This is a genomic window from Enterococcus cecorum DSM 20682 = ATCC 43198 (assembly GCF_000407565.1).
GTDB lineage: Bacteria > Bacillota > Bacilli > Lactobacillales > Enterococcaceae > Enterococcus_E > Enterococcus_E cecorum.
Genome location: NZ_ASWI01000004.1, coordinates 390,001 through 411,694 on the forward strand (window position 1 = coordinate 390,001; position 21,694 = coordinate 411,694).

19 protein-coding genes, 3 tRNA genes and 1 other annotated feature (1 of these 23 cut by a window edge) are annotated in these 21,694 nt (G+C 36.1%); of the genes, 18 read left to right on the forward strand and 4 right to left on the reverse strand.

Translation table 11 applies throughout. The features are described 5' to 3' along the window. The 7 genes from I567_RS07825 to I567_RS07855 all read left to right on the forward strand — a co-directional run. A protein-coding gene (locus I567_RS07825) for an HAD hydrolase-like protein (RefSeq protein ID WP_016251691.1) crosses the window boundary here: on the forward strand, nt 1–435 show its 3' portion. It extends 213 nt beyond the left edge of the window; the window shows 435 of its 648 coding nt (coding positions 214–648); the start codon falls outside the window, past its left edge; its stop codon occupies nt 433–435. Nucleotides 436–599: 164 nt separating this feature from the next. Beyond that, nucleotides 600–672 (forward strand) — tRNA-Thr (locus I567_RS07830). 71 nt (nt 673–743) lie between these two features. Next, a tRNA-Asn gene (locus I567_RS07835) sits at nt 744–817 on the forward strand. A gap of 32 nt (nt 818–849) precedes the next feature. Then, a tRNA-Asn gene (locus I567_RS07840) sits at nt 850–923 on the forward strand. Nucleotides 924–1,029: 106 nt separating this feature from the next. Further along, complete coding sequence (locus I567_RS07845) at nt 1,030–1,782, forward strand: acyl-[acyl-carrier-protein] thioesterase (RefSeq protein ID WP_016251692.1); 753 nt, start codon at nt 1,030–1,032, stop codon at nt 1,780–1,782. Between the two features lie 114 nt (nt 1,783–1,896). Further along, nucleotides 1,897–2,736: a Cof-type HAD-IIB family hydrolase gene (locus tag I567_RS07850; RefSeq protein ID WP_016251693.1), complete on the forward strand. Its 840-nt coding sequence runs from the start codon at nt 1,897–1,899 to the stop codon at nt 2,734–2,736. 15 nt (nt 2,737–2,751) lie between these two features. Beyond that, nucleotides 2,752–3,261, forward strand: a complete 510-nt coding sequence (locus I567_RS07855) for a pyrophosphohydrolase domain-containing protein (RefSeq protein ID WP_018345338.1) — start codon at nt 2,752–2,754, stop codon at nt 3,259–3,261. A gap of 59 nt (nt 3,262–3,320) precedes the next feature. Here I567_RS07855 and I567_RS07860 read toward each other — a convergent pair whose 3' ends face one another. After that, nucleotides 3,321–4,670 carry an aspartate kinase gene (locus tag I567_RS07860; RefSeq protein WP_016251695.1) on the reverse strand — a complete coding sequence of 450 codons (1,350 nt, stop codon included), beginning with the start codon at nt 4,668–4,670 and terminating at the stop codon, nt 3,321–3,323. Between the two features lie 383 nt (nt 4,671–5,053). Here I567_RS07860 and I567_RS07865 point away from each other — a divergent pair, with 383 nt between their 5' ends. From I567_RS07865 to I567_RS12455, 10 genes are all read left to right on the forward strand, one after another. Then, nucleotides 5,054–6,775, forward strand: coding sequence for a septation ring formation regulator EzrA (locus I567_RS07865; protein ID WP_016251696.1), 1,722 nt, complete (start codon nt 5,054–5,056; stop codon nt 6,773–6,775). Between the two features lie 129 nt (nt 6,776–6,904). Beyond that, complete coding sequence (locus I567_RS07870; RefSeq protein ID WP_016251697.1) at nt 6,905–8,047, forward strand: cysteine desulfurase family protein; 1,143 nt, start codon at nt 6,905–6,907, stop codon at nt 8,045–8,047. Between the two features lie 15 nt (nt 8,048–8,062). Further along, nucleotides 8,063–9,271: a tRNA uracil 4-sulfurtransferase ThiI gene (gene thiI, locus I567_RS07875; protein WP_016251698.1), complete on the forward strand. Its 1,209-nt coding sequence runs from the start codon at nt 8,063–8,065 to the stop codon at nt 9,269–9,271. Nucleotides 9,272–9,445: 174 nt separating this feature from the next. Further along, on the forward strand, nt 9,446–10,081 hold the full coding sequence (locus I567_RS07880; protein WP_016251699.1) for a redox-sensing transcriptional repressor Rex: 636 nt from the start codon (nt 9,446–9,448) through the stop codon (nt 10,079–10,081). 68 nt (nt 10,082–10,149) lie between these two features. Continuing rightward, complete coding sequence (gene tpx / locus I567_RS07885) at nt 10,150–10,638, forward strand: thiol peroxidase (RefSeq protein WP_018345337.1); 489 nt, start codon at nt 10,150–10,152, stop codon at nt 10,636–10,638. Nucleotides 10,639–10,679: 41 nt separating this feature from the next. Further along, nucleotides 10,680–10,893: a binding site (T-box leader), on the forward strand. 271 nt (nt 10,894–11,164) lie between these two features. Then, complete coding sequence (locus I567_RS07890) at nt 11,165–13,807, forward strand: valine--tRNA ligase (RefSeq protein ID WP_174362042.1); 2,643 nt, start codon at nt 11,165–11,167, stop codon at nt 13,805–13,807. A gap of 71 nt (nt 13,808–13,878) precedes the next feature. Beyond that, nucleotides 13,879–15,183 carry a bifunctional folylpolyglutamate synthase/dihydrofolate synthase gene (locus I567_RS07895; protein ID WP_016251702.1) on the forward strand — a complete coding sequence of 435 codons (1,305 nt, stop codon included), beginning with the start codon at nt 13,879–13,881 and terminating at the stop codon, nt 15,181–15,183. 9 nt (nt 15,184–15,192) lie between these two features. Then, on the forward strand, nt 15,193–15,849 hold the full coding sequence (locus tag I567_RS07900; RefSeq protein ID WP_016251703.1) for an HAD family hydrolase: 657 nt from the start codon (nt 15,193–15,195) through the stop codon (nt 15,847–15,849). A gap of 109 nt (nt 15,850–15,958) precedes the next feature. Continuing rightward, nucleotides 15,959–16,627 carry a RadC family protein gene (radC, locus tag I567_RS07905; protein WP_016251704.1) on the forward strand — a complete coding sequence of 223 codons (669 nt, stop codon included), beginning with the start codon at nt 15,959–15,961 and terminating at the stop codon, nt 16,625–16,627. Nucleotides 16,628–16,700: 73 nt separating this feature from the next. After that, nucleotides 16,701–18,121 (forward strand): IS3 family transposase gene (locus I567_RS12455; protein ID WP_111736134.1). Its coding sequence is split into 2 segments (ribosomal slippage): nt 16,701–17,268 and nt 17,268–18,121, totalling 1,422 coding nucleotides; the frame shifts between segments, so codons are not numbered across the junction. Between the two features lie 83 nt (nt 18,122–18,204). On the opposite strand, the gene rnjA is transcribed toward I567_RS12455, so the two are convergent. From rnjA to clpP, 3 genes are all read right to left on the reverse strand, one after another. After that, nucleotides 18,205–19,884 carry a ribonuclease J1 gene (gene rnjA, locus I567_RS07920; protein ID WP_016251706.1) on the reverse strand — a complete coding sequence of 560 codons (1,680 nt, stop codon included), beginning with the start codon at nt 19,882–19,884 and terminating at the stop codon, nt 18,205–18,207. Between the two features lies 1 nt (nt 19,885). Beyond that, nucleotides 19,886–20,098 (reverse strand): DNA-directed RNA polymerase subunit epsilon, encoded by a 213-nt coding sequence (locus I567_RS07925; protein WP_016251707.1) that lies wholly within the window; start codon nt 20,096–20,098, stop codon nt 19,886–19,888. A 268-nt stretch (nt 20,099–20,366) separates the two neighbouring features. Next, nucleotides 20,367–20,978 (reverse strand): ATP-dependent Clp endopeptidase proteolytic subunit ClpP, encoded by a 612-nt coding sequence (clpP, locus tag I567_RS07930; RefSeq protein WP_256998668.1) that lies wholly within the window; start codon nt 20,976–20,978, stop codon nt 20,367–20,369. A gap of 179 nt (nt 20,979–21,157) precedes the next feature. On the opposite strand from clpP, the gene I567_RS07935 reads away from it, so the two are divergent. After that, nucleotides 21,158–21,691, forward strand: a complete 534-nt coding sequence (locus tag I567_RS07935) for a hypothetical protein (protein WP_016251709.1) — start codon at nt 21,158–21,160, stop codon at nt 21,689–21,691. Nucleotides 21,692–21,694: the final 3 nt, after the last annotated feature.

Below are 21,694 nucleotides of genomic sequence, written 5' to 3' on the forward strand. Positions count from 1 at the left end.
GTATTAAAATATCGTGAATACTATCAAGATCATATGCATTTTGTTCAGCTTTATCCTCAAATGAAAGAAGTTTTAGCGCAATTAAAAGATAGTTACCAATTGTATATTGCTAGTTCCAAGCCAGAAGTCTTTGTTAAGAAAATCGCGCGCTTAATTGATGTTGATCAATATTTTACAGCCATTTATGGTGCTGATTTAGAGGGAAAGCGTGCAAAAAAATCTCAAGTTATTGCCTATGCCTTAAGCGAAAATCCAAATTTAGAACCAAGTACAATTAGAATGATTGGCGATCGCAGTCATGATTGTCTAGGAGCTAATGAAAATAAAATCGCATCCATTGGTGTTACTTATGGTTTTGGTAGTAAAGAGGAGCTAGAAGATGCAGGTGCTACAGAAATTGTTACAAGTCCTACACAATTGTTAGAAATACTGTAGCTAAGAAACTGATACCTTTTTTTAAAAGCTAAATGGTTTTCTGTTTCATTTTAGCGCACGTTATCTTTAGCCTTATCGATAAGAAAGAAAAAAACTAAAAAAAGTTGTAAAAAACTCATTGACAAAGATTTAATTCTCTGTTATTCTATATCTTGTCTTGAGTTGCCGCCTTAGCTCAGCAGGTAGAGCACCACCATGGTAAGGTGGGGGTCGCCGGTTCAAGCCCGGCAGGTGGCTTTCAATTTTTAAAAAAGTTAAAAAAAAGCTTGAAAAAAATTGAATTATCTGTTATATTAATAACATCTTATTCCGGCATAGCTCAGTTGGTAGTAGCGCATGACTGTTAATCATGATGTCGTAGGTTCGAGTCCTACTGCCGGAGTTGATGAATTTTATCAAACAATTTCATATTTTTCCGGCATAGCTCAGTTGGTAGTAGCGCATGACTGTTAATCATGATGTCGTAGGTTCGAGTCCTACTGCCGGAGTAAGACACTTATCAGATGATAGGTGTTTTTTTTATTTTAATTTTATTAATTGAAGACATTTATGTTTGAGATTGTTATAATACTTTTATATAAATTAAGGAAGGATATGAACAATTTGGCACAAAGATATTCAATCAAACATGAAATTGCTTATTATGAATGTGATATTAATCAACAAATGACGCTTCCATCTTTAATCCAGGTAATGATTAAAGCATCTGAGGAACAAAGTGATCATTTAAATCGTGGGAGCAGTTATGTCAATCAACTGAATCTAGGTTGGGTGATTACGAACTATGAAATCGATGTTGATCGGATGCCACGTTTAGGTGAGAAAATCATTTTTTCAACTTTAGCAACTGCTTATAATAAATTCTTTTGCTATCGTGATTTTTATATAGAAGACGAGGCGGGTAATCGATTGGTGACTGTCTCTTCAGTTTTTGTCATAATGGATTTATCAACGCGAAAAATTAAGGCTGTAGATGAAGAAATTATTGCTCCATATGAAAGCGAAAAAATTAAAAAGATTAAACGATTTAATAAAATGCAGCCACTCTCAAATCCTAAAACAAGTCCTTTCAAAGTAAGATTCTATGATATAGATAGTAACAAACACGTGAATAATGCTATTTATTTCAATTGGCTTTTAGATGTTTTAGGCTATGAATTTTTGAGTACACATACGATTAAAAATGTGAATATTCGTTTTGATAAGGAAATTGAATTTGGGAATGTTGTTGATAGTTATTATGAAACTGAAATAACAGATAACGAGGATCAAATTATTTCTAGACACCAGGTCAAAGTTAGTGAAGAATTGTGCTGTGAAGCTGAAATATTATGGAATAAACTATGAAAGTTATGTTAATTTACAGATTTACAAATAGAGTTTTTATAGTATTAAAATAACAAAAAATATGATAGAATGACCTTGAAAATAAAAAAGGAGGGAAGGCAATACGCCTAAAATATGAACATTAAAGCGATTTTTTTTGATATTGATGGTACTTTGTTTAATGGGAATGGCTCTGTATTAGCAAGTACTAAGCGCGCGATTGCTTTAGCTCAAGCACAAGGCATTCTTTGTGGTGTAGCGACTGGGCGTGGTTATCCCAATGTATTGAGTTTAGTTAGTGAGTTAGGTTTAGACTTTTATGTGACATATAATGGGCAATACGTTGTTTATCAAAATCGTGTCATTCATGCGCATCCTTTTAATGAAGAAGCCTTAAATCAAGTGATATCTTATGCTAAGTTACATCATAAACACATTTTATTTGGTGCTGGAGAGAAAATGACGGGTAGTTTAACAATGTTAGTTGGTCAATCAAAGCATTTTGCAAAATTATTATATCGTCTACCCAAAGGCAATCATCTCTCTACAGGTGTAAAGTTGTTAAAAAGGTTGGCTATTCGTCGTAAACGTCGTCACTATCCGCAAGCCTCTGATTTTAAAGAGCCAATCTATCAATGTATATTAATGGCTTCTCGGTCAGAATTAACTTGTTTAAAAGAGAGTTTAACATTGTGCGATATACAGCGTTCGACCTCGCAATCTGTAGACATTGTCCCTAAAGGTGGGTCAAAGGATAAAGGAATTGTTGCGCTAGTGAATTATTTAGGCCTAACCATGCATGAAGTAGCTGCATTTGGTGATCATTTTAATGATATCGATATGTTAAAATCAGTTGGGCTAGGAGTGGCTATGGGAAATGCCAAAAAACAAGTGAAAGAAATTGCTGATTATGTGACTGCAGATAATAATCATGATGGCATATATCTTGCATTGAAGCATTTCAATATAATTTAGGAAAGAGTGGTTATTTTGACACCTTATCAAATGGCAAGCGAATTTCATCGAATTTTTGATGATCGTGCACCGAAAAAACCGACAGCCTTCAATCTCCAAGAAGCGATTTTTCGGCAAGGATTTAAGATAGAAGAGATTATTGAATTGCTTTATGCTACAAGTCGTGATGAGCAAATGTTTGAACAAAGCGTTGCGGCGATGCATCAAGCAATTGAAAAGAGTAGAGAAAAATTGTTAGCAAAAGGTGAGCCGATAAATGAGTCAGATGAGGAGATATTAGTCAATCAAGTAGATGCTTTAGTTGATTTGCTTTATTTTGTTTATGGTTCGTTTGTGCTATTAGGTGTGGATCCTGATCCGATGCTGAAAATTGTTCATCAAGCAAATATGGGTAAGCTTTTCCCTGATGGCCAACCACATTACGATGAAATCACCCATAAAGTATTAAAACCTAAAGATTGGGCGGAAAAATATGCTCCTGAAGGTAAAATTAGGGAAGAACTTGAAAAGCAAAAACATCATTAAAAAAAAGACAGGAAAGACTATTATTTAGGTCTTCCTGCCTTCTTTTTTATGCTTATCAATTAGTCAAAGAAGGTGTAATAAAGTGAACGAATCGCTGCTTTTTCATCTTTATCTTGTATACCAAACATGATGCTTACTTCTGAGGAGCCTTGATTAATCATTTCGATATTAATTTTCTTTCTAGCAAGCGCAGCCGTACTTTCAGCAGTGACACCCACTTTTTCACGCATACCTTCGCCAACGACAACCACCATCGTAATATTGTGCTTAATTCGTAATTCATCAGGGTCAATTTCATAGGCAATTTTTCGAAGGAGTTCTTCTTCTGTCTCTTCTGTCAGTTGGTTTGCTCGTAAAATAATGGAAATATCATCAATTCCAGAAGGCATATGTTCATATTTGATATCGAAATCTTTGAGAATCTGTAATACACGTAAGGTAAAGCCTACTTCACGGTTCATGAGATATTTGCTGATATAAATCATGCTAAACCCACCATCGCTAGCAATTCCGACAACCGTTTTTTCATGTTTGTGTTTTTCATGGACAATTTGTGTACCTGGATGCGTAGGGTTATTCGTGTTTTTAATCACCACGGGAATTTTTGCTTGGAATGAAGGAATTAAAGCTTCATCGTGGAAGACAGAAAAACCTGCATAAGCTAATTCACGCATTTCTCGGTAACTGATTTCTTTAATTAATTCTGGTTCATGAATAATACCAGGGTGTGCGGAATAAATACCATTCACATCAGTAAAGTTTTCGTATAATTCAGCATTCATGCCGGCAGCGATAATAGCGCCAGTAATATCAGAGCCACCACGAGAAAAAGTACAAATATTTCCTTCTTCAGTAATTCCAAAGAAACCAGGAATAACTAAGATATCAGGATTTTTTGCCCACTTATGAATGATTGGGTAAGCCTTATTCAAAATACGTGCATTCTTGGGCTCATCTGTTACATACATTCCGATTTCTTTAGGGGAAATATAGCGTGCTTTTAGTCCCTCAGCTTTTAACACACCAGCAATTAAGCGTGCATTATTATCTTCCCCACGAGATAAAATAATATCATAAAGGTGTTCATTTCCTTTTGTTTCAAGCATACGTAACTTTTCCAAATCTTCACGAATAGCGGTAAGAATATGTGCATCGACGTGAAAAGCTTGGCCAATTTCTTCATAACGATTATAAATAGCTTCTATTAAGCGAGAAGGGTCTTTGCCGGCAATCAGCTTATCATGTAGAGAAATTAATAAATCTGTCACTTTGATATCATCACTGTGACGCTTTCCTGGTGCCGAAACAACAATATATCTACGTGCAGGATCATCTTTAATAATGTTCACTACCTTTCTCACTTGATCTGAACTGGCAAGTGAACTTCCTCCAAATTTTGCAACTTTCACTTTTTAAATCTCCTCCTTTTAGAAAGGTTTTCTTAAAATGTAACGTTTATAGACTAATAAATCAAGCCTTTTTTATTAAAAAAATGAATATTTATCGATAAAAATGAGAAAAATATTAAAATTATTTAGAGAGGATGCTTTTTTGGGTGCATTTTATTCCTCTTAAAAGGAAAATCAAGAAAATATTAATTCTTTGTAAAAAAGTTGAAAAAATTTTGCTTTTATTTCAGTAAGAATAGTGAATGATGGGTCAGTTTGTGATATAATTCATTGCAGATGCCTTTTTGACCAGAAATATATCTATATTTCAATTAGTATTCTTGTAGTAGTACCTGATGAACATCTGTGTAAATGTATTTTTTAGGAAACTGGAGGAATCGATTGTGGGAAGTAATCTGATTATTGGAATCGTCGTCGCAATAATTGTGGCTGCGGCCATTGTTTACTTTGTGGGATATTTTGTAAGAAAGAAAACATTGGCTAGGCTCGATGAATTGGAGCAACGAAAGGAACAATTATTTGATCTTCCGGTGATTGAAGAGGTCGATGAAGTGAAGAAAATGCACTTAGTCGGCCAAAGTCAGAATACTTTTAGAGAATGGAATCAAAAATGGACCGATCTTTCTACGACAGCATTTGCTGATTTGGAAAGTCAAATTTTAGAAGTCGAATCTTTAAATGAAACCTTCCGTTTTATGAAGGCAAAACAAGCTGTTGAAGAGGCAGAAGTTGCTTTGCTGAATATGGAAGAAGATGTTGCTGAGATTCGTAATGGTCTTAAAGAGTTGCGTGAAAGTGAAGAACGTAATTCTCTACAAGTTCAAAATGCTTTAGACAAGTATCAAGAATTGAAGAAGAGAATGCGTGAAGAGTCTGATACTTTTGGACCTGCTTATTCTGAATTACAAAAGCAGTTAAAGAGTATTGAAATTGAATTTACTCAATTTGTAACTCTTAATACCTCAGGTGATCCCGTCGAAGCTCGTGAAGTTTTACAAACAGCTGAAAATCACACTTACACATTAGAAGATGTGATGAATCGCTTGCCGGTATTGTATGAAGATCTAAATAAGACTTTCCCAGATCAACTAAAAGAGATCAAAGAAGGTTATCAAAAGTTAATTGATGATCACTTTGTTTTCCCTGAAAATAATTTCTTAGCGGAAGTCAGTCGTGTACGCGAAAGAATTGAAAACTCTATGCGTGATTTAGCCAAGACTGAAGTGAACTTAGTTGAGCCGGCCAATAGCGATACAGCTAACGACATTGACGCTTTATATAGTATTATGGAGCGAGAGATTGAAGCGAAGAAATATGTCTTGAAAAATCGTGAAGTTATTGCCGATTATGTGGCGTTTGCAACGAAAAACAATCGTCAATTATTGATTGAAATTGATCACACTGCTCAAAGTTATACGTTAAATCATAACGAATTGGGTCGTGTACGCGGTTTTCAAACAGAAGTTGATGAATTGGTTCGTCGTAATACAGACATGATGGAAAAAATGGATGGACATAAGATTCCGTATTCTGAAGTACAAGAATTTTATAAATATGCCTATAAGATTTTAGACGATATTCAGAATCAACAAGTTGAAATTGATGAAGAATTACGAGAACTACGACGCGGTGAAAAAGTTGCTCAAGAAAAGGTGGAGAATTTCGAGTTTCAATTGCGTAATTTAAAACGTTTTGTAGAAAAACAACGCTTACCTGGGTTACCAAATGATTACTTAGAATTCTTCTTTATGGTGACTGACCACGTTGAAGGCTTAAATCGAGCATTAAATAAAATTCGCATTAATATGGAAGACATCAATCGTTATGTAGATACTTGTCAAGATGATTTAGATAAGCTTGATAAGGAAACACATGACTTAGTAGATGCTGCGGCTCTAACCGAACAAATGATGCAATATGCAAATCGCTATCGTCATTCTCATCCTGATATCAAAGCTTCAATTGATCGAAGCTTAGATTTATTTACGAATACTTATCAATATCAAGAGGCACTTGATGAGATTGGCACTGCATTAGAACGTGTAGAACCAGGTGCATTTGCGCGTATTGAAAACTTCTATTTCAATCATCGCGAATTAGTGTAAAACCACTGATAACTATGTCTATGAAAGAAGAGTGAGTTTATCTTGCTCTTCTTTTTTGGTATTGGCAACTTGAAACGCATAAGAATTGTCGCTATAATGGTAAAGGTTTATAAATGAGGAGGAATTTTTTTGATCTATTTTGATAATAGTGCAACGACGAGTATTCATCGTTTAGCTTTAGATGCTTATGTAAGAACCAGTCAAACCATCATGGGAAATCCTTCTAGCTTGCATCGTTTAGGAACACAAGCCAATCGGTTATTACAAGAAGCAAGAAAACAAATCGCAGGCTTACTTGATGTACATACAGATGAAATTGTTTTTACAAGTGGTGGAACAGAAGGAAATAATTATATCATTAAAGGAACGGCTTATGAAAAACAAAATTTTGGTAAGCACATTATTCTTTCGGCTATTGAACATCCTTCAGTGAGTGAAACCTGTCAACAATTGGCTGCACAAGGTTTTGAAATTAGTGTTGTGCCTGTAGATAGTCAAGGTTTTGTGAAAATAGATGAGCTGAAAAAAATGATTCGCAAAGACACTATTTTAGTTTCTATCATGGCAGTAAATAATGAAGTGGGAAGCATTCAACCGATTCAAGCAATCAGTGAAGTGCTTACAGCCTTTCCAAAAATTCATTTTCACATGGATAGTGTACAAGCAATTGGGCAAATCCCGCTTTCTGACTTTTTAACAGAGCGGGTGGATTTTGCAACATTTTCTGCTCATAAGTTTCATGGTCCGCGTGGTGTGGGCTTTATTTATAAGAAACAAGGCCGTAAAATTATGCCTTTATTAGCTGGTGGCGGACAAGAACAAAATCAACGTTCAAGTACCGAAAATTTACCTGCAATTGTGGCGATGGCTAAAGCTTTACGACTAAAACTCGATCAGCAAGCACAAAAAATGACCAAGGTTGTACAATTAAAAGATTCATTGAAGTCTGCACTTGTAGCGTATCCAGAAGTAGTTGTTTTTTCTGGTGTAGATCATTTTGCTCCTCATATTCTGTGCTTTGCCTTAAAGGGGATTCGCGGCGAGGTATTGGTTCATGCATTGGAGGAAAAGGAAATCTTTATCTCTACAACCAGTGCTTGTTCCAGTCGTAAAAAAATGGCTAGTTCAACCTTACATGCTATGAATGTTGAGGATAAAATTGCTAAATGTGCAGTACGTATTAGTTTAGACGAGAACAATACGATGGCGGAAGTAGAGCAATTTTTAATCGTGTTCCGCCAACTATATCAAAAATTTACCAAAGTGATGTAAGAAAGGATGAATAGATTGGAATATAGTGAAATTATGGTTCGCTATGGAGAATTATCCACAAAAGGCAAGAACCGTAAATCATTTATTATGCAACTGGCACAAAATGTGAGAAGTGCTTTAAGTGATTTTCCAAATATTAAGATTAAAGCTGACCGTGACCGAATGCATTTATTACTCAATGGTGAAGATAGTCATGCGGTTATTGAAAAACTACAGAAAGTATTTGGGATTCAAAATTTCTCACCTAGTATCAAGGTAGAAAAATCAATTCCGGCACTTATCATAGCAGTACAGGCCGTGATGAAAGAAATTTATACTGGGACGGAAAGTTTTAAAATTACCGCCAAAAGAAGTGACCATGATTTTGAACAAACCAGTGAAGAGTTAAATTTAACATTAGGTAATGCGGTCATCGATATTTTTCCAGATATTAAAGTGCAAATGAAGCGTCCAGATATTAACTTACGCGTAGAAATTCGCTTAGATGCGGCTTATATCTCTTATGAAACGATTCAAGGTGCTGGTGGTTTACCAGTAGGAACTTCAGGTAAGGGGATGTTGATGTTATCTGGAGGGATTGACTCACCTGTAGCGGGTTACTTTGCGATGAAACGTGGGGTAGAAATTGAAGCCGTGCATTTTGCTTCACCACCTTATACGAGTGAACAAGCCTTGCAAAAAGCTAAAGACTTAACGGCTAAATTAGCGCCTTATGTCGGTAGTATCCAATTTATTGAAGTGCCGTTTACTAAGGTTCAAGAAACGATTAAAGAAGTGGTCCCTCAAGGTTATTGGATGACTTTAACGAGACGGATGATGTTGAGAATCACGGATGAAATCTGTCAATTACGACATGGTTTAATTATTTTAAATGGTGAATCTTTAGGGCAAGTTGCTTCACAAACCTTACAAAGTATGGTTGCGATTAATGAAGTAACGAATCGACCAGTTGTGCGACCAGTAGCGACTATGGATAAGCTTGAAATTATTGAAGTAGCCCAAGAAATTGACACTTTTGAGTTAGCCATTCAACCATTTGAAGATTGTTGCACAATTTTTGCACCACCCCAGCCGAAAACACGACCAAAATTGGAAAAAGTTCATGAGTATGAAGAAAGATTTGATGTCGAAGGTTTAGTCCAAGAAGCTCTTGCCGGATTGAAAATATCTGTAATTACGCCTCATTCTAGTGAAGTTCGTGATGAGTTTGCTGATTTATTATAATTATTCAACTGATTGACTTAGCAATGTATTTTGCTGATTCAATCAGTTTTTTACTATATCGTAAACACTTTCACAAATAATCAATAAAAAACTTTTGGCTACTTGTAAGTTTGTGCTATTCGTGATAAACTCAAAATGTGAAACGATGAACAAAAATGAAAGGGAAAAATATATATGGAAGCCAAAAAAAAATTACCCAAAGCAACGGCTAAACGTCTACCAGTCTATTTACGCTATCTAAATGTTTTGCAAGACAGCGGTGTGACAAGAATCAAGTCTAAAGGTTTTGCAGAAATTACCCAGATTCCTTCAGCTACGATTCGTCGAGATTTTTCGTATCTAGGCGAGTTAGGGCGAAGTGGCTATGGTTATGATGTGCCTTATCTGATAGAAGTTTTTAGCAATTTACTAGATGTGCAAGAAGAAAAACGAATCGCATTAATCGGGTTTGGTAATCTGGGAAAAGCCTTAGCCAAGAATAATTTTAGAAGAAACGTCAATTTAAATATTGTGGCAGTATTCGATAATAATCCTGAACTTATCCATCAAGAAGTAGAAGGATTTTACGTATACAGTATTGACGAGTTAGCTCAAGTGGTACTACAAGAAAATATCACTGTGGCCATTACGACTGTGCCTAGTAAATTCTCACAAGAAGTAGTGAATCAAATTGTTGATGCAAATATTACCGCTATTTTGAGTTTTGCTCCTGACCGTGTCAATGTCCCTAAGGATGTCACAGTTCAATATATTGACTTAACCACAGAATTGCAAACCTTAATTTTCTTTGATCGAGAATACAAGAAATAAAGCATTTTATTTGTTCTTAAAAACTGCTCGTGCTAAACTAAAAGAAAAAAGCAAAGGGATGGATGAACATGCAAATTACTAAGCGTGGAGAGGCTTTTTCATTAGTAAAGGAACCATTGAAGGTAGGAAATCAAGCAGTGGATTTTGAATTGAAGGATTTGAAAGATAAAGTTTTTCATTTATCTCAGTTATTAGACAAACCTTTGATTATCAGTGTGGTGCCAGATATTAATACTTCAGTGTGTTCTATACAGACGCGTAAATTTAATGAAATGATGGCTAAGTTTGAAGAAGCAAATTTTGTCACAATTTCTAATAATACGAGAGAACAACAGGAATCTTGGTGTGCAGCGGAAGGTTTGGATTTAGTGATGTTGCATGATCCTGAAAATACATTTGGTCAAGCTTATGGTGTTTTGATTCCAGAATTAAATGTGTATGCGCGCAGTGTCTTTGTGATTAATAGTGATGGCAAAATCATTTATGAAGAAATTGTCCCTGAAATAACACAAGAGCCTAATTATCAAAACGCAATTGATGCCATTGTCAATCGTTAATTGCATTGCAGTTTGACTTATGGCCAACTTCATTGTAAAATATGCTTACGTTGATCAAGAGGAGTAGTAGCGTTTATTGATTTTTAGAGAGAAGACCCTTGGCTGTGAGGTTTTTAATCAAGCGTTATGAAGGTAGTTTGTGAGTACTTATCTTGAAAATATGTGTAGAGATAAGCGAGTAGTGATCGTTAACTCACTTTTGAGAGGTAGTATTGACTACAATTTAGGTGGTACCGCGTAATTTACGTCCTAATGTACAAAAGTCCAACATTTGTACATTAGGACTTTTTTATTCTAAGGATGTGAAGTGGGTCGATTAGCTCCAAGCAGCTAAGGTTGTCCGGAATGTCAGGAAAATCCATCGAGTATTAAGATTTTCCAAGACAGTCCGGCTTAGATGCACAGGAGCTACCCACTGAACACTGATTATTCCAAGGATGTGAAGTGGTTCGCCCGGAAAAGAATTTGTATCTTAAAATAAATTGTAGGCAACGGATAAATAAAAATGAAACCAATGAGGAGGAAGATTATGGCAGAAAATACACTATCAAGCAAGTATAATCCGCAAGAAGTAGAAGCTGGTCGTTATCAAGAATGGCTAGAAAAAGATTTATTTAAGCCAAGTGGCGATAAAAAGGCAAAACCTTATTCAATTGTGATTCCACCACCAAATGTAACAGGTAAATTACACTTAGGTCATGCTTGGGATACGACTTTACAAGATATGATTATTCGTCAAAAACGTATGCAAGGCTATGATACTTTGTGGTTACCAGGAATGGACCATGCGGGGATTGCGACTCAAGCCAAAGTGGAAGCTAAATTACAAGAGCAAGGAATTTCACGCTATGACTTAGGTCGTGAAAAATTTGTGGAACAAGTTTGGGATTGGAAAGAAGAGTATGCCACTCATATTCGTGAACAATGGGGCAAACTGGGCATTTCTGTAGATTATTCTCGTGAACGTTTTACTTTAGATGAAGGATTATCTAAAGCGGTACGTAAAGTCTTTGTTTCCTTGTATGAAAAAGGCTTAATTTATCGTGGCGAATACATTATTAACTGGGACCCTAAAGCAAGAACTGCCCTTTCTGATATTGAAGTAATCCATAAAGATGTGGAAGGTGCTTTTTACCACATGACTTATGAATTAGCAGATGGTTCAGGTGCCGTAGAAATTGCGACTACTCGTCCAGAAACGATGCTAGGGGATACTGCAGTGGCTGTGCACCCTGATGATGAACGTTATCAACATTTAATTGGCAAAAATGTAATTTTACCAATTGTGAATAAAGAAATTCCGGTTGTGGCGGATACTTATGTTGATATGGAATTTGGAACAGGGGTTGTGAAAATTACACCAGCACATGATCCAAATGACTTTGAAGTGGGTAATCGTCATGATTTACCACGTGTAAATGTCATGAATGAAGATGGCACAATGAACGAACTAGCCGGAAAATATGCCGGTATGGATCGTTTTGAAGCTCGTAAAGCAATTGTTAAAGAATTGGAAGAGTTGGGTCGTTTAGTGAAGATTGAAAAAATGGTCCATAGTGTGGGTCATTCTGAACGTACGGGGGTAGTCGTTGAACCACGTCTATCTACACAATGGTTTGTTAAGATGGCACCTTTAGCCAAACGCGCCATCGAAAATCAAGAGACTGAGGATGCTGTTGAATTTTATCCACCACGTTTTAACCAAACTTTCTTACGTTGGATGGAAAATGTACATGATTGGGTCATTTCACGTCAATTATGGTGGGGACATCAAATTCCAGCCTGGTATCATAAAGAAACTGGGGAAATGTATGTCGGAATGCAAGCACCTGAAGATAGTGAAAACTGGGTGCGAGACTCCGATGTATTAGATACTTGGTTTAGTTCTGCATTATGGCCATTTTCAACTATGGGCTGGCCTGATACGGAGAATGAAGATTTCAAACGGTACTTCCCAACAAATACATTAGTCACAGGTTATGATATTATCTTCTTCTGGGTAAGCCGTATGATTTTCCAAAGTTTGGAATTTACGGATAGTCGTCCATTCAAGAATGTATTAATTCATGGATTGATTCGTGATGAACAAGGACGCAAGATGAGTAAATCTTTAGGTAACGGGATTGATCCTATGGAAGTCATCGAAAAATACGGGGCGGATGCTTTACGTTGGTTCTTATCAAATGGTTCAGCACCAGGACAAGATGTGCGCTTTAGCTATGAAAAAATGGATGCAGCTTGGAATTTCATTAATAAAATTTGGAATGCTTCACGTTTTGTCTTAATGAATGTAGAAGGTATGAGTGCGGCTGATTTGCATCTTGATGGTCAAAAAAGTGTCGCTGACCGTTGGATTTTAACTCGCCTAAATGAAACAATTGAAAAAGTAACGCATTTATTTGATCGCTTTGAATTTGGTGAAGCTGGTCGTAATCTGTATAACTTTATTTGGGATGACTTCTGTGATTGGTACATTGAAATGAGTAAAGAAACTTTATATGGCGATAATCCTGAAGCTAAACGCATGAATCAAGCGGTATTGGTTTATGTGCTAGATAATATTGTTCGTCTATTACATCCGATTATGCCATTTGTTACCGAAGAAATATTCTCTAAATTGTCAACAACAACTGGCTCAATCGTGGTCGCAAGTTATCCAGAAGTAAATGAATTTAGCGATGAATCAGCTGCTGAAGGGATGGAAGTCTTAAAAGAAGTGATTCGTGCGGTTCGTAATATCCGTGCTGAAGTGAATACACCATTATCAAAAGCTGTCACTCTTCTCATTCAAGCAAATGATGAAAAAGTTCAAGCTTTCTTAACGGCTAATCAAAATTATATTATGCGTTTTTGTAATCCAGATAAATTGGTGATTGCAACAGAATTAGCAGTACCAGATATGGCGATGTCACAAGTGATTACTGGAGCGACAATTTACTTACCATTGGCGAATTTAATCAATTTAACCGAAGAAATTGCCCGACTAGAGAAAGAATTAGCCAAACTAGACGGTGAAGTGAAACGTGTTCAAGGTAAATTAGCAAATGAACGTTTTGTAAGTAAGGCGCCACAAGCAGTGGTTGACCAAGAACGTGCCAAAGAAGCCGATTATCTTGAAAAACAACAAGCAGTGGCACAACGCATTGCTCAATTAAAAGAATTACAATAATCAGAAAGGGGGACATTTGTAAATAGTAATTTGCTAGTGTCCCTTTATGCTTAGTAAAAGAAGGTAATAAAGTGAGTTTTACAGAAAAAGAAGCAATTGATTGGATTCATAGTCGTTTGAAATTTGGTTCTAGACCGGGACTTGATCGCATTGAAGCAATATTATCAGCCCTTGGAAATCCAGAAAAAAAGGTTCGTATGATTCATATTGCAGGGACGAATGGCAAAGGCTCAACGGTGAGTTATTTGAAACATTTGCTCATGCAGACAGGCTTAACTGTGGGGACCTTTACTTCGCCCTATATTGAATGTTTTAATGAACGGATTGCCATTAATCAACAAATGATTCAAGCAGAGCAATTAGCTGATTTAACTTGGCGTGTAAAAGCAGTGGTAGAAAAGCTAGATGAGGATTCGCATTTAAGCGGGGCTACTGAATTTGAAATTTTAACAGCGATGGGATTTTTATACTTTTATGAACAACAAGTAGATGTTGCGATTATTGAAGTGGGACTAGGCGGCTTACTTGATTGTACTAATGTGATTACGCCTGATTTGGTAGGCATCACGACAATTGGGTTAGATCATCAAGATATCTTAGGAGAAACGCTAGAAGAGATTGCCTTTCAAAAAGCAGGTATCATTAAAGATAAAGTGCCTGTGGTTTGTGGCAATATTGAAACGGCTGCTATGAGTGTTATCGAACAAGTGGCAAAAGAGAAACAAGCGCCCATGTTCAGCTATCAAAAGGATTATTCCGTCAATTATCTACGTCCAGATGCCAAATGGGGCGAACGATTTAACTATGCAGATGCTGATGGCGAGATGAAAAATTTATTTGCACCGTTATTAGGACATCATCAAATCGAAAATGCAGGCATGGCGATTTTCTTGTTTAAAAAATATTGTGAGTTACTTGGTTTACCACTGCAAGAGAAATGGATTATGCAAGGCTTAAAAGCCACTTTTTGGCCAGCAAGAATGGAAAGAATTAGTCAGCAGCCATTAATCATTTTGGATGGTGCACATAATGATCATGCCATGGCACGTTTAGTTGAAAATCTAGATGAATTTAAGGATTTTAAAAAGTATGTTTTATTTTCAGCCTTACAAACCAAAGATGTAGACGGTATGCTTTCTATGTTATTAGAAGTACCTCATACGAAGATTGTTGTTTCTTCTTTTGAACATCCCAAATCAATTCAAATGACTGAGCATTTTGAACAAATGGCTCCGGATAAATTATCAGTTGTTTCATTATGGCAATTTGGGTTGGCTGAAATCTTGGAAAATATGCAAGAAGAGGATATGCTATTGGTAACAGGATCACTTTATTTTGTGTCCCAAGTTCGTGAATTATTATTAGGACAAGAGTAGAGGTGTATGATGAAAAAATATAAAGGCATTATCTTTGATATGGATGGGCTGTTGTTTGATACGGAAATGACGTATTATCATGCCAATCAAGTTGTTGCTGATCGTCTAGGAATTAGTTATGATTTTGAAGTTTACCGCCAATATATTGGTATTTCTGATGAAGAGATGATTGCGGCTTACCATAAAAATTATGATCAACAATATGGTAAAGAAGTGGTTGATCGTCTAGTAAATGAAAGTCACGAACAAATTTTTGCTGATTTTTCTCAAGGCAAAGTAGCATTGAAACCAGGGGTCGAGGCTTTAATGGCGCGTCTGAATGAGTTACACATTCCCAAGGTCATTGCTTCAAGTAATACTTTAAAGTTTATTCATATTTTACTTGCTCATTCTAGTATTAAAGATGAGTTCGATAGTATTGTATCTGCAGAAGACGTCCATTTTGCCAAACCAAATCCAGAAATTTTCTTAAAGGCTTTGGCAAAATTAGGTCTCAAAAAAGAAGAAGTCTTGATTTTTGAGGATTCTAAAAATGGTATCCTGGCTGCGAATCAAGCTGGCATCGATGTGGTGATGATTCCTGATTTAATTTTGCCAACGGAGGATTTAAAAGCAAAAACAGTAGGTGTTTATCAGAGCCTAAATGATGTAGTTGAAAAATTTTAATAAATGGCTATCCTATCAAGAGTTGTTTAACTTTTGATAGGTTTTTTTGTTTAGTGAAAAGCTTTTGGCATTTTTTTGCGTAATTTATAAGTGAAGGGGGTGAATAGTTATGGAAATTCCAACAAGTTCAATGCCGCGCGAACGTTTAGTTGAGCGTGGGGTTCATGCTTTATCTGATCAAGAACTGTTAGCTATCTTATTACGTACAGGGACGAAACAAATGAATGTCCTTGAGTTAGCTGGCAAAGTATTAACGCATTTTCCCAATTTATTTGAATTAAAACAAGCAGACTTACCCGAATTATTATCAATAAAAGGCATTGGTCAGATTAAAGCTGTTGAATTACAAGCGGCGATGGAACTAGGATATCGCATCCATCAATCTTGTCAACCCAAATTTGGACGCGTATCAAGTAGTTTTCAGTTGGCACACCAGATGATTGCTGAACTGAAAGATGAGCCACAAGAACATCTCGTTTGTTTATATTTAAATACTAAAAACGAAATTATTCAGAAAAATAGTTTATTTACGGGTTCTTTAGATCAGTCTATTGCGCATCCTAGGGAGATTTTTAGAGCGGCTGTTAGATGTAGTGCAGCACGAATAATTGTTTGCCATAATCATCCTAGTGGCAATCCTGAACCATCAGAAAATGATAAAGTCTTTACAAAACGCTTGATTCGTTGTGGAGAATTGATGGGTGTCGAGGTTTTAGATCATATTGTAGTTGGACATGAAAGTTATGTGAGTTTAAGAGAGAGAGGATTATGGCAATAAAAAGGAGATCAGGCGTTGTACCGACCCCCAAAAGTTAGACCATAAAATCTAACAATTGGAGGTCGGTATTTTTATGTCCAAATATTCTTATGAGTTTAAAAAGCAAGTTGTAAATGCTTATCTTAATGGCGAAGGTGGTTATACTTATCTTGCAAATAAGTTCGGCATTCCATCTGTTAATAAAGTTAAACTATGGGTGGATAATTACAATGCATTTGGTGATGAAGGATTAAAACGTTCTAGAAAAAAAGATTTTTATTCTTTTGAAAAGAAGCTTTCTATAGTAGAGTTATATTTATCAAGTGAAATCTCATATCAAGATTTAGCTCTGCAAGAAGGAATTACTAATCCAAGTATGATCACAAATTGGGTGAGTCGCTTTCGCGCAGCTGGTCCTGATGCCCTAAGACCACGCAAGAAGGGACGAAAGAAAACATTGAATACAACTAATGGCAATACACAAAACAAACCAGTTGAAGAATCTTCTGTTGATACAAGTGCAGAACATGTAAAAGAGCTAGAAGATGAACTTCTTAAATTGAGAATTGAGAATGCCTTTTTAAAAGAACTGAGGAGGCTGCGTTTAGAGGACGAGGAAAAAATGAGAGAACGGCACTCGTCATCAACAGTCTCCGACGAGAATTCAAACTAAAAGACCTTCTCTCTTATACAGGCATGCCTAAAGCAACATATATGTATTGGCAAAAACGATTTGATAGAGAAAATCCTGACAAAGAACTTGAAGAAAAAATCCAAGAAATCCGTAAGAATAATAAGGATTACGGATATCGTAGAATACATGGAGAGCTTCATAATCAGGGATATCTCATCAACAAAAAGAAGGTTCAGCGAATAGTTCAAAAACTTGGCTTGCAGGTGACATCCTACACACGCAAAAGTAGGAAATATAGTTCCTATAAGGGCAGGATTGGTACCATTGCACCCAACAGAATTCGCAGACGCTTTAATACGCACATACCCCATCAAAAAATCACAACGGATACGACTGAATTTAAGTATTATGAAGTTGATGTCAAAGGACATATGACAATGCATAAGCTGTATTTAGATCCATTTATGGATATGTGTAATGGAGAAATACTAAGTTACAGCATCGATAAGAAACCTTCAGCAAAGAATGTAATGAATGCCTTGGATAAAGCCATTGAAATCACTTCAGACTGCCCTTATAGACGAACATTCCATTCTGACCAGGGTTGGGCATACCAGATGAAGGCATACTCTCACAGGCTAAAAGAAGAACGAATATTTCAAAGCATGTCTCGAAAGGGCAACTGTCTAGATAATTCCGTAATGGAGAATTTCTTCGGTCTGCTTAAGCAAGAGATATACTATGGTGTTACTTACTATAGCTATGAGGAATTAAAAATGGAAATAGAACGATTTATAAAGTATTATAATGAACAACGAATAAAAGAAAAGTTAGGATGGATGAGTCCTGTTCAATATAGGCTCCATCTTTTAGCTGCATAATGAAAACGAGACGACCGGAGTCGTCTCGTAAAAAAGTCTAACTTTTGGGGGTCACCTCACGTTAAATTCCTGACCTCTTATTATTATTTATCTGGTGTCATAATCATTACTAAAATCATCGGACTACGACGTGTTTTTTCGTATAAATAAGGCTCAATGGCATCAGTTAGGATTTCACGTAATTGATGCTCACTTATTTCACCTTCTTGATTGAAGGCGTCCATTAATGCATCATACAGAATACCTTGCGCCTCATTAATCATTTCTCCAGATTCACGCATATAAATAAAGCCACGTGATAAGATATCTGGTCCAGCTAGCAATTCACGTTTTTCTAAGTCTACCGTTACAACTATAAGGACTAATCCTTCTTCAGAGAGAATTTGACGATCACGTAAAACTACATTACCGATATCCCCAATCCCACTACCATCAACATAGACATCACCTGCGTGGAAGTGACCAGCAAGTCGTGCGCTATCACTAGTTAAAGCGAGCATATCGCCATTTTCCATAATGAAACAATTCTCTTTTGGAACGCCGGTTGCTTGGGCTAATTGTGTATGAATTTTTAACATACGAAATTCACCATGAACAGGCATAAAGAATTTTGGTTTCATCAAGCGTAACATTAATTTTTGCTCTTCTTGACCACCATGACCAGAAGTATGAATATTACTTAATTTACCATGGATGACATTTGCACCTGCTTCAAGTAGTAAATTAATTAAATGATTGACGCTAGTTGTGTTTCCTGGGATAGGAGAACTAGAAAAGATGACCGTATCATCAGGATGAATACTGATTTGGCGATGTGTACCGTTTGCGATACGACTTAAGGCTGCCATCGGTTCACCTTGAGAGCCGGTACATAAAATCATTGTTTGATTGGCTGGTAATTGATTTAATTCACTCGCATCAATAAAGGTACCTTTAGGAACTTTGATATAGCCTAATTTTTGACCATTTACGATGGCATTTTCCATACTGCGACCAAAAACGGCAATTTTTCGTCCAGTGGCTACTGCAGCATCAGCAGCTTGTTGTAAACGGAAAATATTAGAAGCAAAACTTGCGAAAATAATTCGACCTTCAATTTTTTCAACGATTTTAATAATTGAATCACCAATGGTACGCTCTGATTTGGTAAAAGCTGGGATTTCAGCGTTGGTGCTATCAGAAAGTAGGCAAAGCACACCTTCTTCACCAATTTTAGCCATGCGATGTAAGTTTGCAGGTTCACCCACAGGCGTAAAGTCAAATTTAAAGTCACCTGTAGCCACAATGTTTCCAGACGGTGTTTTTACAACGACACCAAGCGCATCTGGGATACTATGGGTTGTTCTAAAAAAGCTAACAGAGGTTTTTCTGAATCGTAATACAGTATCTTCATTAATCTCAGTTAACTTGGCATCTCTTAACAAGCCGTGTTCTTCGAGTTTGTTGGTAATTAATGCTAAAGCCAGTGGTCCCGCATAAATAGGAATATTGGCTTGACGTAATAGGTAAGGAATACCGCCAATATGATCTTCGTGACCATGAGTGATAATTAAACCTTTTACCTTTTGGATGTTTTGAACGATGTAGCTGTAATCAGAAATGACATAATCAATGCCAAGAAGCTCATCTTCAGGGAATTTAATTCCGGCATCTATCAAAAGAATCTCATCTTGGAATTGCACCCCATAACAGTTTTTTCCGATTTCACCTAAGCCACCAATCGCAAAAACACCTGTTTCATTGTTTTTAAGATTGACTTTCATCTTAAAACTCCATCAATTTGAAGTCAGCATTTTCTTGTTCGTAAGCTAAATGATTGCCTTCTAATAATTGAATGTATTCAATATTGTATGGGGTATGGTCTTCAATTAGTTGACGAGCAGTTACTTCGCTATCAGCTTCAAGATAAAGTGCTCTTGTTTGTTCTCTTTTTGGATTACGATCTTTCGTTTCTTGATAAAATACTTTGTAAATCATGAATAATCTCCTTTGTTCTATTTTAAGCACAAGGCTTTATTTTTTTCTGAAAGTCATTGTTCCATCTGCTAGCAACGGGGCTAGTAGAATTGAAAGTCTCGTATTCACTTTCAACAAAGACTTTGGTTTCGTTTTGCACTAATAATTATTTTACCATACAAATAAAAATAAGTATAGGAACTAAGGCTTAATGTCTGAAAATCTTTAAAAGAAAAACGACTCCAGAAAAATCAATAGGAGTCGCTTCAATAATTATTTAACGAATCAATTATTTTAAGTTTTTGCTGCTAACCATAATTTCATCAATCAAACCATAATCTTTGGCTTCTTGTGCTGTCATAAAGTTGTCGCGATCAGTGTCTTTTTCGATAACCTCAATTGGTTGACCAGTACGTTCTGCTAAAATTTTATTTAAGCGTTCACGTGTCTTTAAGATATGACGGGCAGCAATTTCAATTTCAGTTGCTTGTCCTTGCGCTCCGCCTAGTGGTTGGTGAATCATAATTTCTGCATTAGGTAAAGCAAAACGTTTTCCTTTAGTACCAGCTGTTAGTAAGAAACTACCCATAGAGGCAGCCATACCCATAACGATGGTTTGGACATCTGCTTTAACAAAGTTCATGGTATCGTAAATAGCTAAACCAGCAGTTACACTACCACCAGGTGAATTGATGTAAAGGTAGATATCTTTTTCAGAATCTTGGGCATCTAAGAATAATAATTGAGAGATAATTGAGTTGGCTAAATCATCTGTAACCGGTCCACTTAACATAATGATACGGTCTTTTAATAGGCGAGAGTAAATATCATAAGCACGTTCGCCACGAGATGATTGTTCGATAACTGTAGGAATTAAATTCATCCTAGCATCCTCCTTCATAACGAAAAAAATCGTTGTTCATAAATTCATTTACCTTATTTTAGCAAATCTTTTGGTAAATTGCTAATATGAAGTATACACTTTTGGTCAATAAAGGTCAAACAAATTGCTTTTGGTGAAATTATCGCTTTATGCTATAATTAGTTTTAGAATCAATCAGAAAAAAGAGGATAGATAAAATGAAATGGATTGCTTTTAATGAAGTTATTTCTGCTTTTATTGGCGTTATTTTAGGGGCGGTGATTGTCTTAATTACCAATAGCTTACGAGTAAGATATGACGAAGCGCGCCAAGTCAAGATGCGGATGCTTGAACACAAAGTCAAAGAAATTGAATTATTAGTATTGTTGAATAAAAAAATTTGCGAATTACTTGAAAAACGTGTAATGATGATGGATAAGTATGTTAGCTTTGATGCTTTTGATGATTGCTATATCACCATTGATGATTATGTTTATTTACAATCGTTTGCTTCATCTAATAGCTTTTACTTACCAAATCATATTTTAGATGAATTTTTCCAAAAGATTGCAACTAGAAAAGTGGTTTTAACACCGGAAGAAACTGTCCAATTTGGCGCCTATGCTTATAAAGGTGGTCGTGTGGTTTTAGAGCAATTTTCAGATGAATTAACTGAATTAATTTATGAACGCAAAATTCAAATGAAACAATTGACAGATAAACCACTCGCTTATTTTTCAAAAACATTATAAAGG

Coding starts and splice junctions, on each gene's coding strand:
- rnjA (WP_016251706.1), bottom strand. CDS start 19,884: ATGAAAGTCAATCTTAAAAACAATGAAACAGGTGTTTTTGCGATTGGT.
- tpx (WP_018345337.1), top strand. CDS start 10,150: ATGCAAATTACTAAGCGTGGAGAGGCTTTTTCATTAGTAAAGGAACCA.
- I567_RS07935 (WP_016251709.1), top strand. CDS start 21,158: ATGAAATGGATTGCTTTTAATGAAGTTATTTCTGCTTTTATTGGCGTT.
- radC (WP_016251704.1), top strand. CDS start 15,959: ATGGAAATTCCAACAAGTTCAATGCCGCGCGAACGTTTAGTTGAGCGT.
- I567_RS07900 (WP_016251703.1), top strand. CDS start 15,193: ATGAAAAAATATAAAGGCATTATCTTTGATATGGATGGGCTGTTGTTT.
- I567_RS07880 (WP_016251699.1), top strand. CDS start 9,446: ATGGAAGCCAAAAAAAAATTACCCAAAGCAACGGCTAAACGTCTACCA.
- I567_RS07845 (WP_016251692.1), top strand. CDS start 1,030: ATGAACAATTTGGCACAAAGATATTCAATCAAACATGAAATTGCTTAT.
- clpP (WP_256998668.1), bottom strand. CDS start 20,978: ATGAAGGAGGATGCTAGGATGAATTTAATTCCTACAGTTATCGAACAA.
- I567_RS07850 (WP_016251693.1), top strand. CDS start 1,897: ATGAACATTAAAGCGATTTTTTTTGATATTGATGGTACTTTGTTTAAT.
- I567_RS07925 (WP_016251707.1), bottom strand. CDS start 20,098: ATGATTTACAAAGTATTTTATCAAGAAACGAAAGATCGTAATCCAAAA.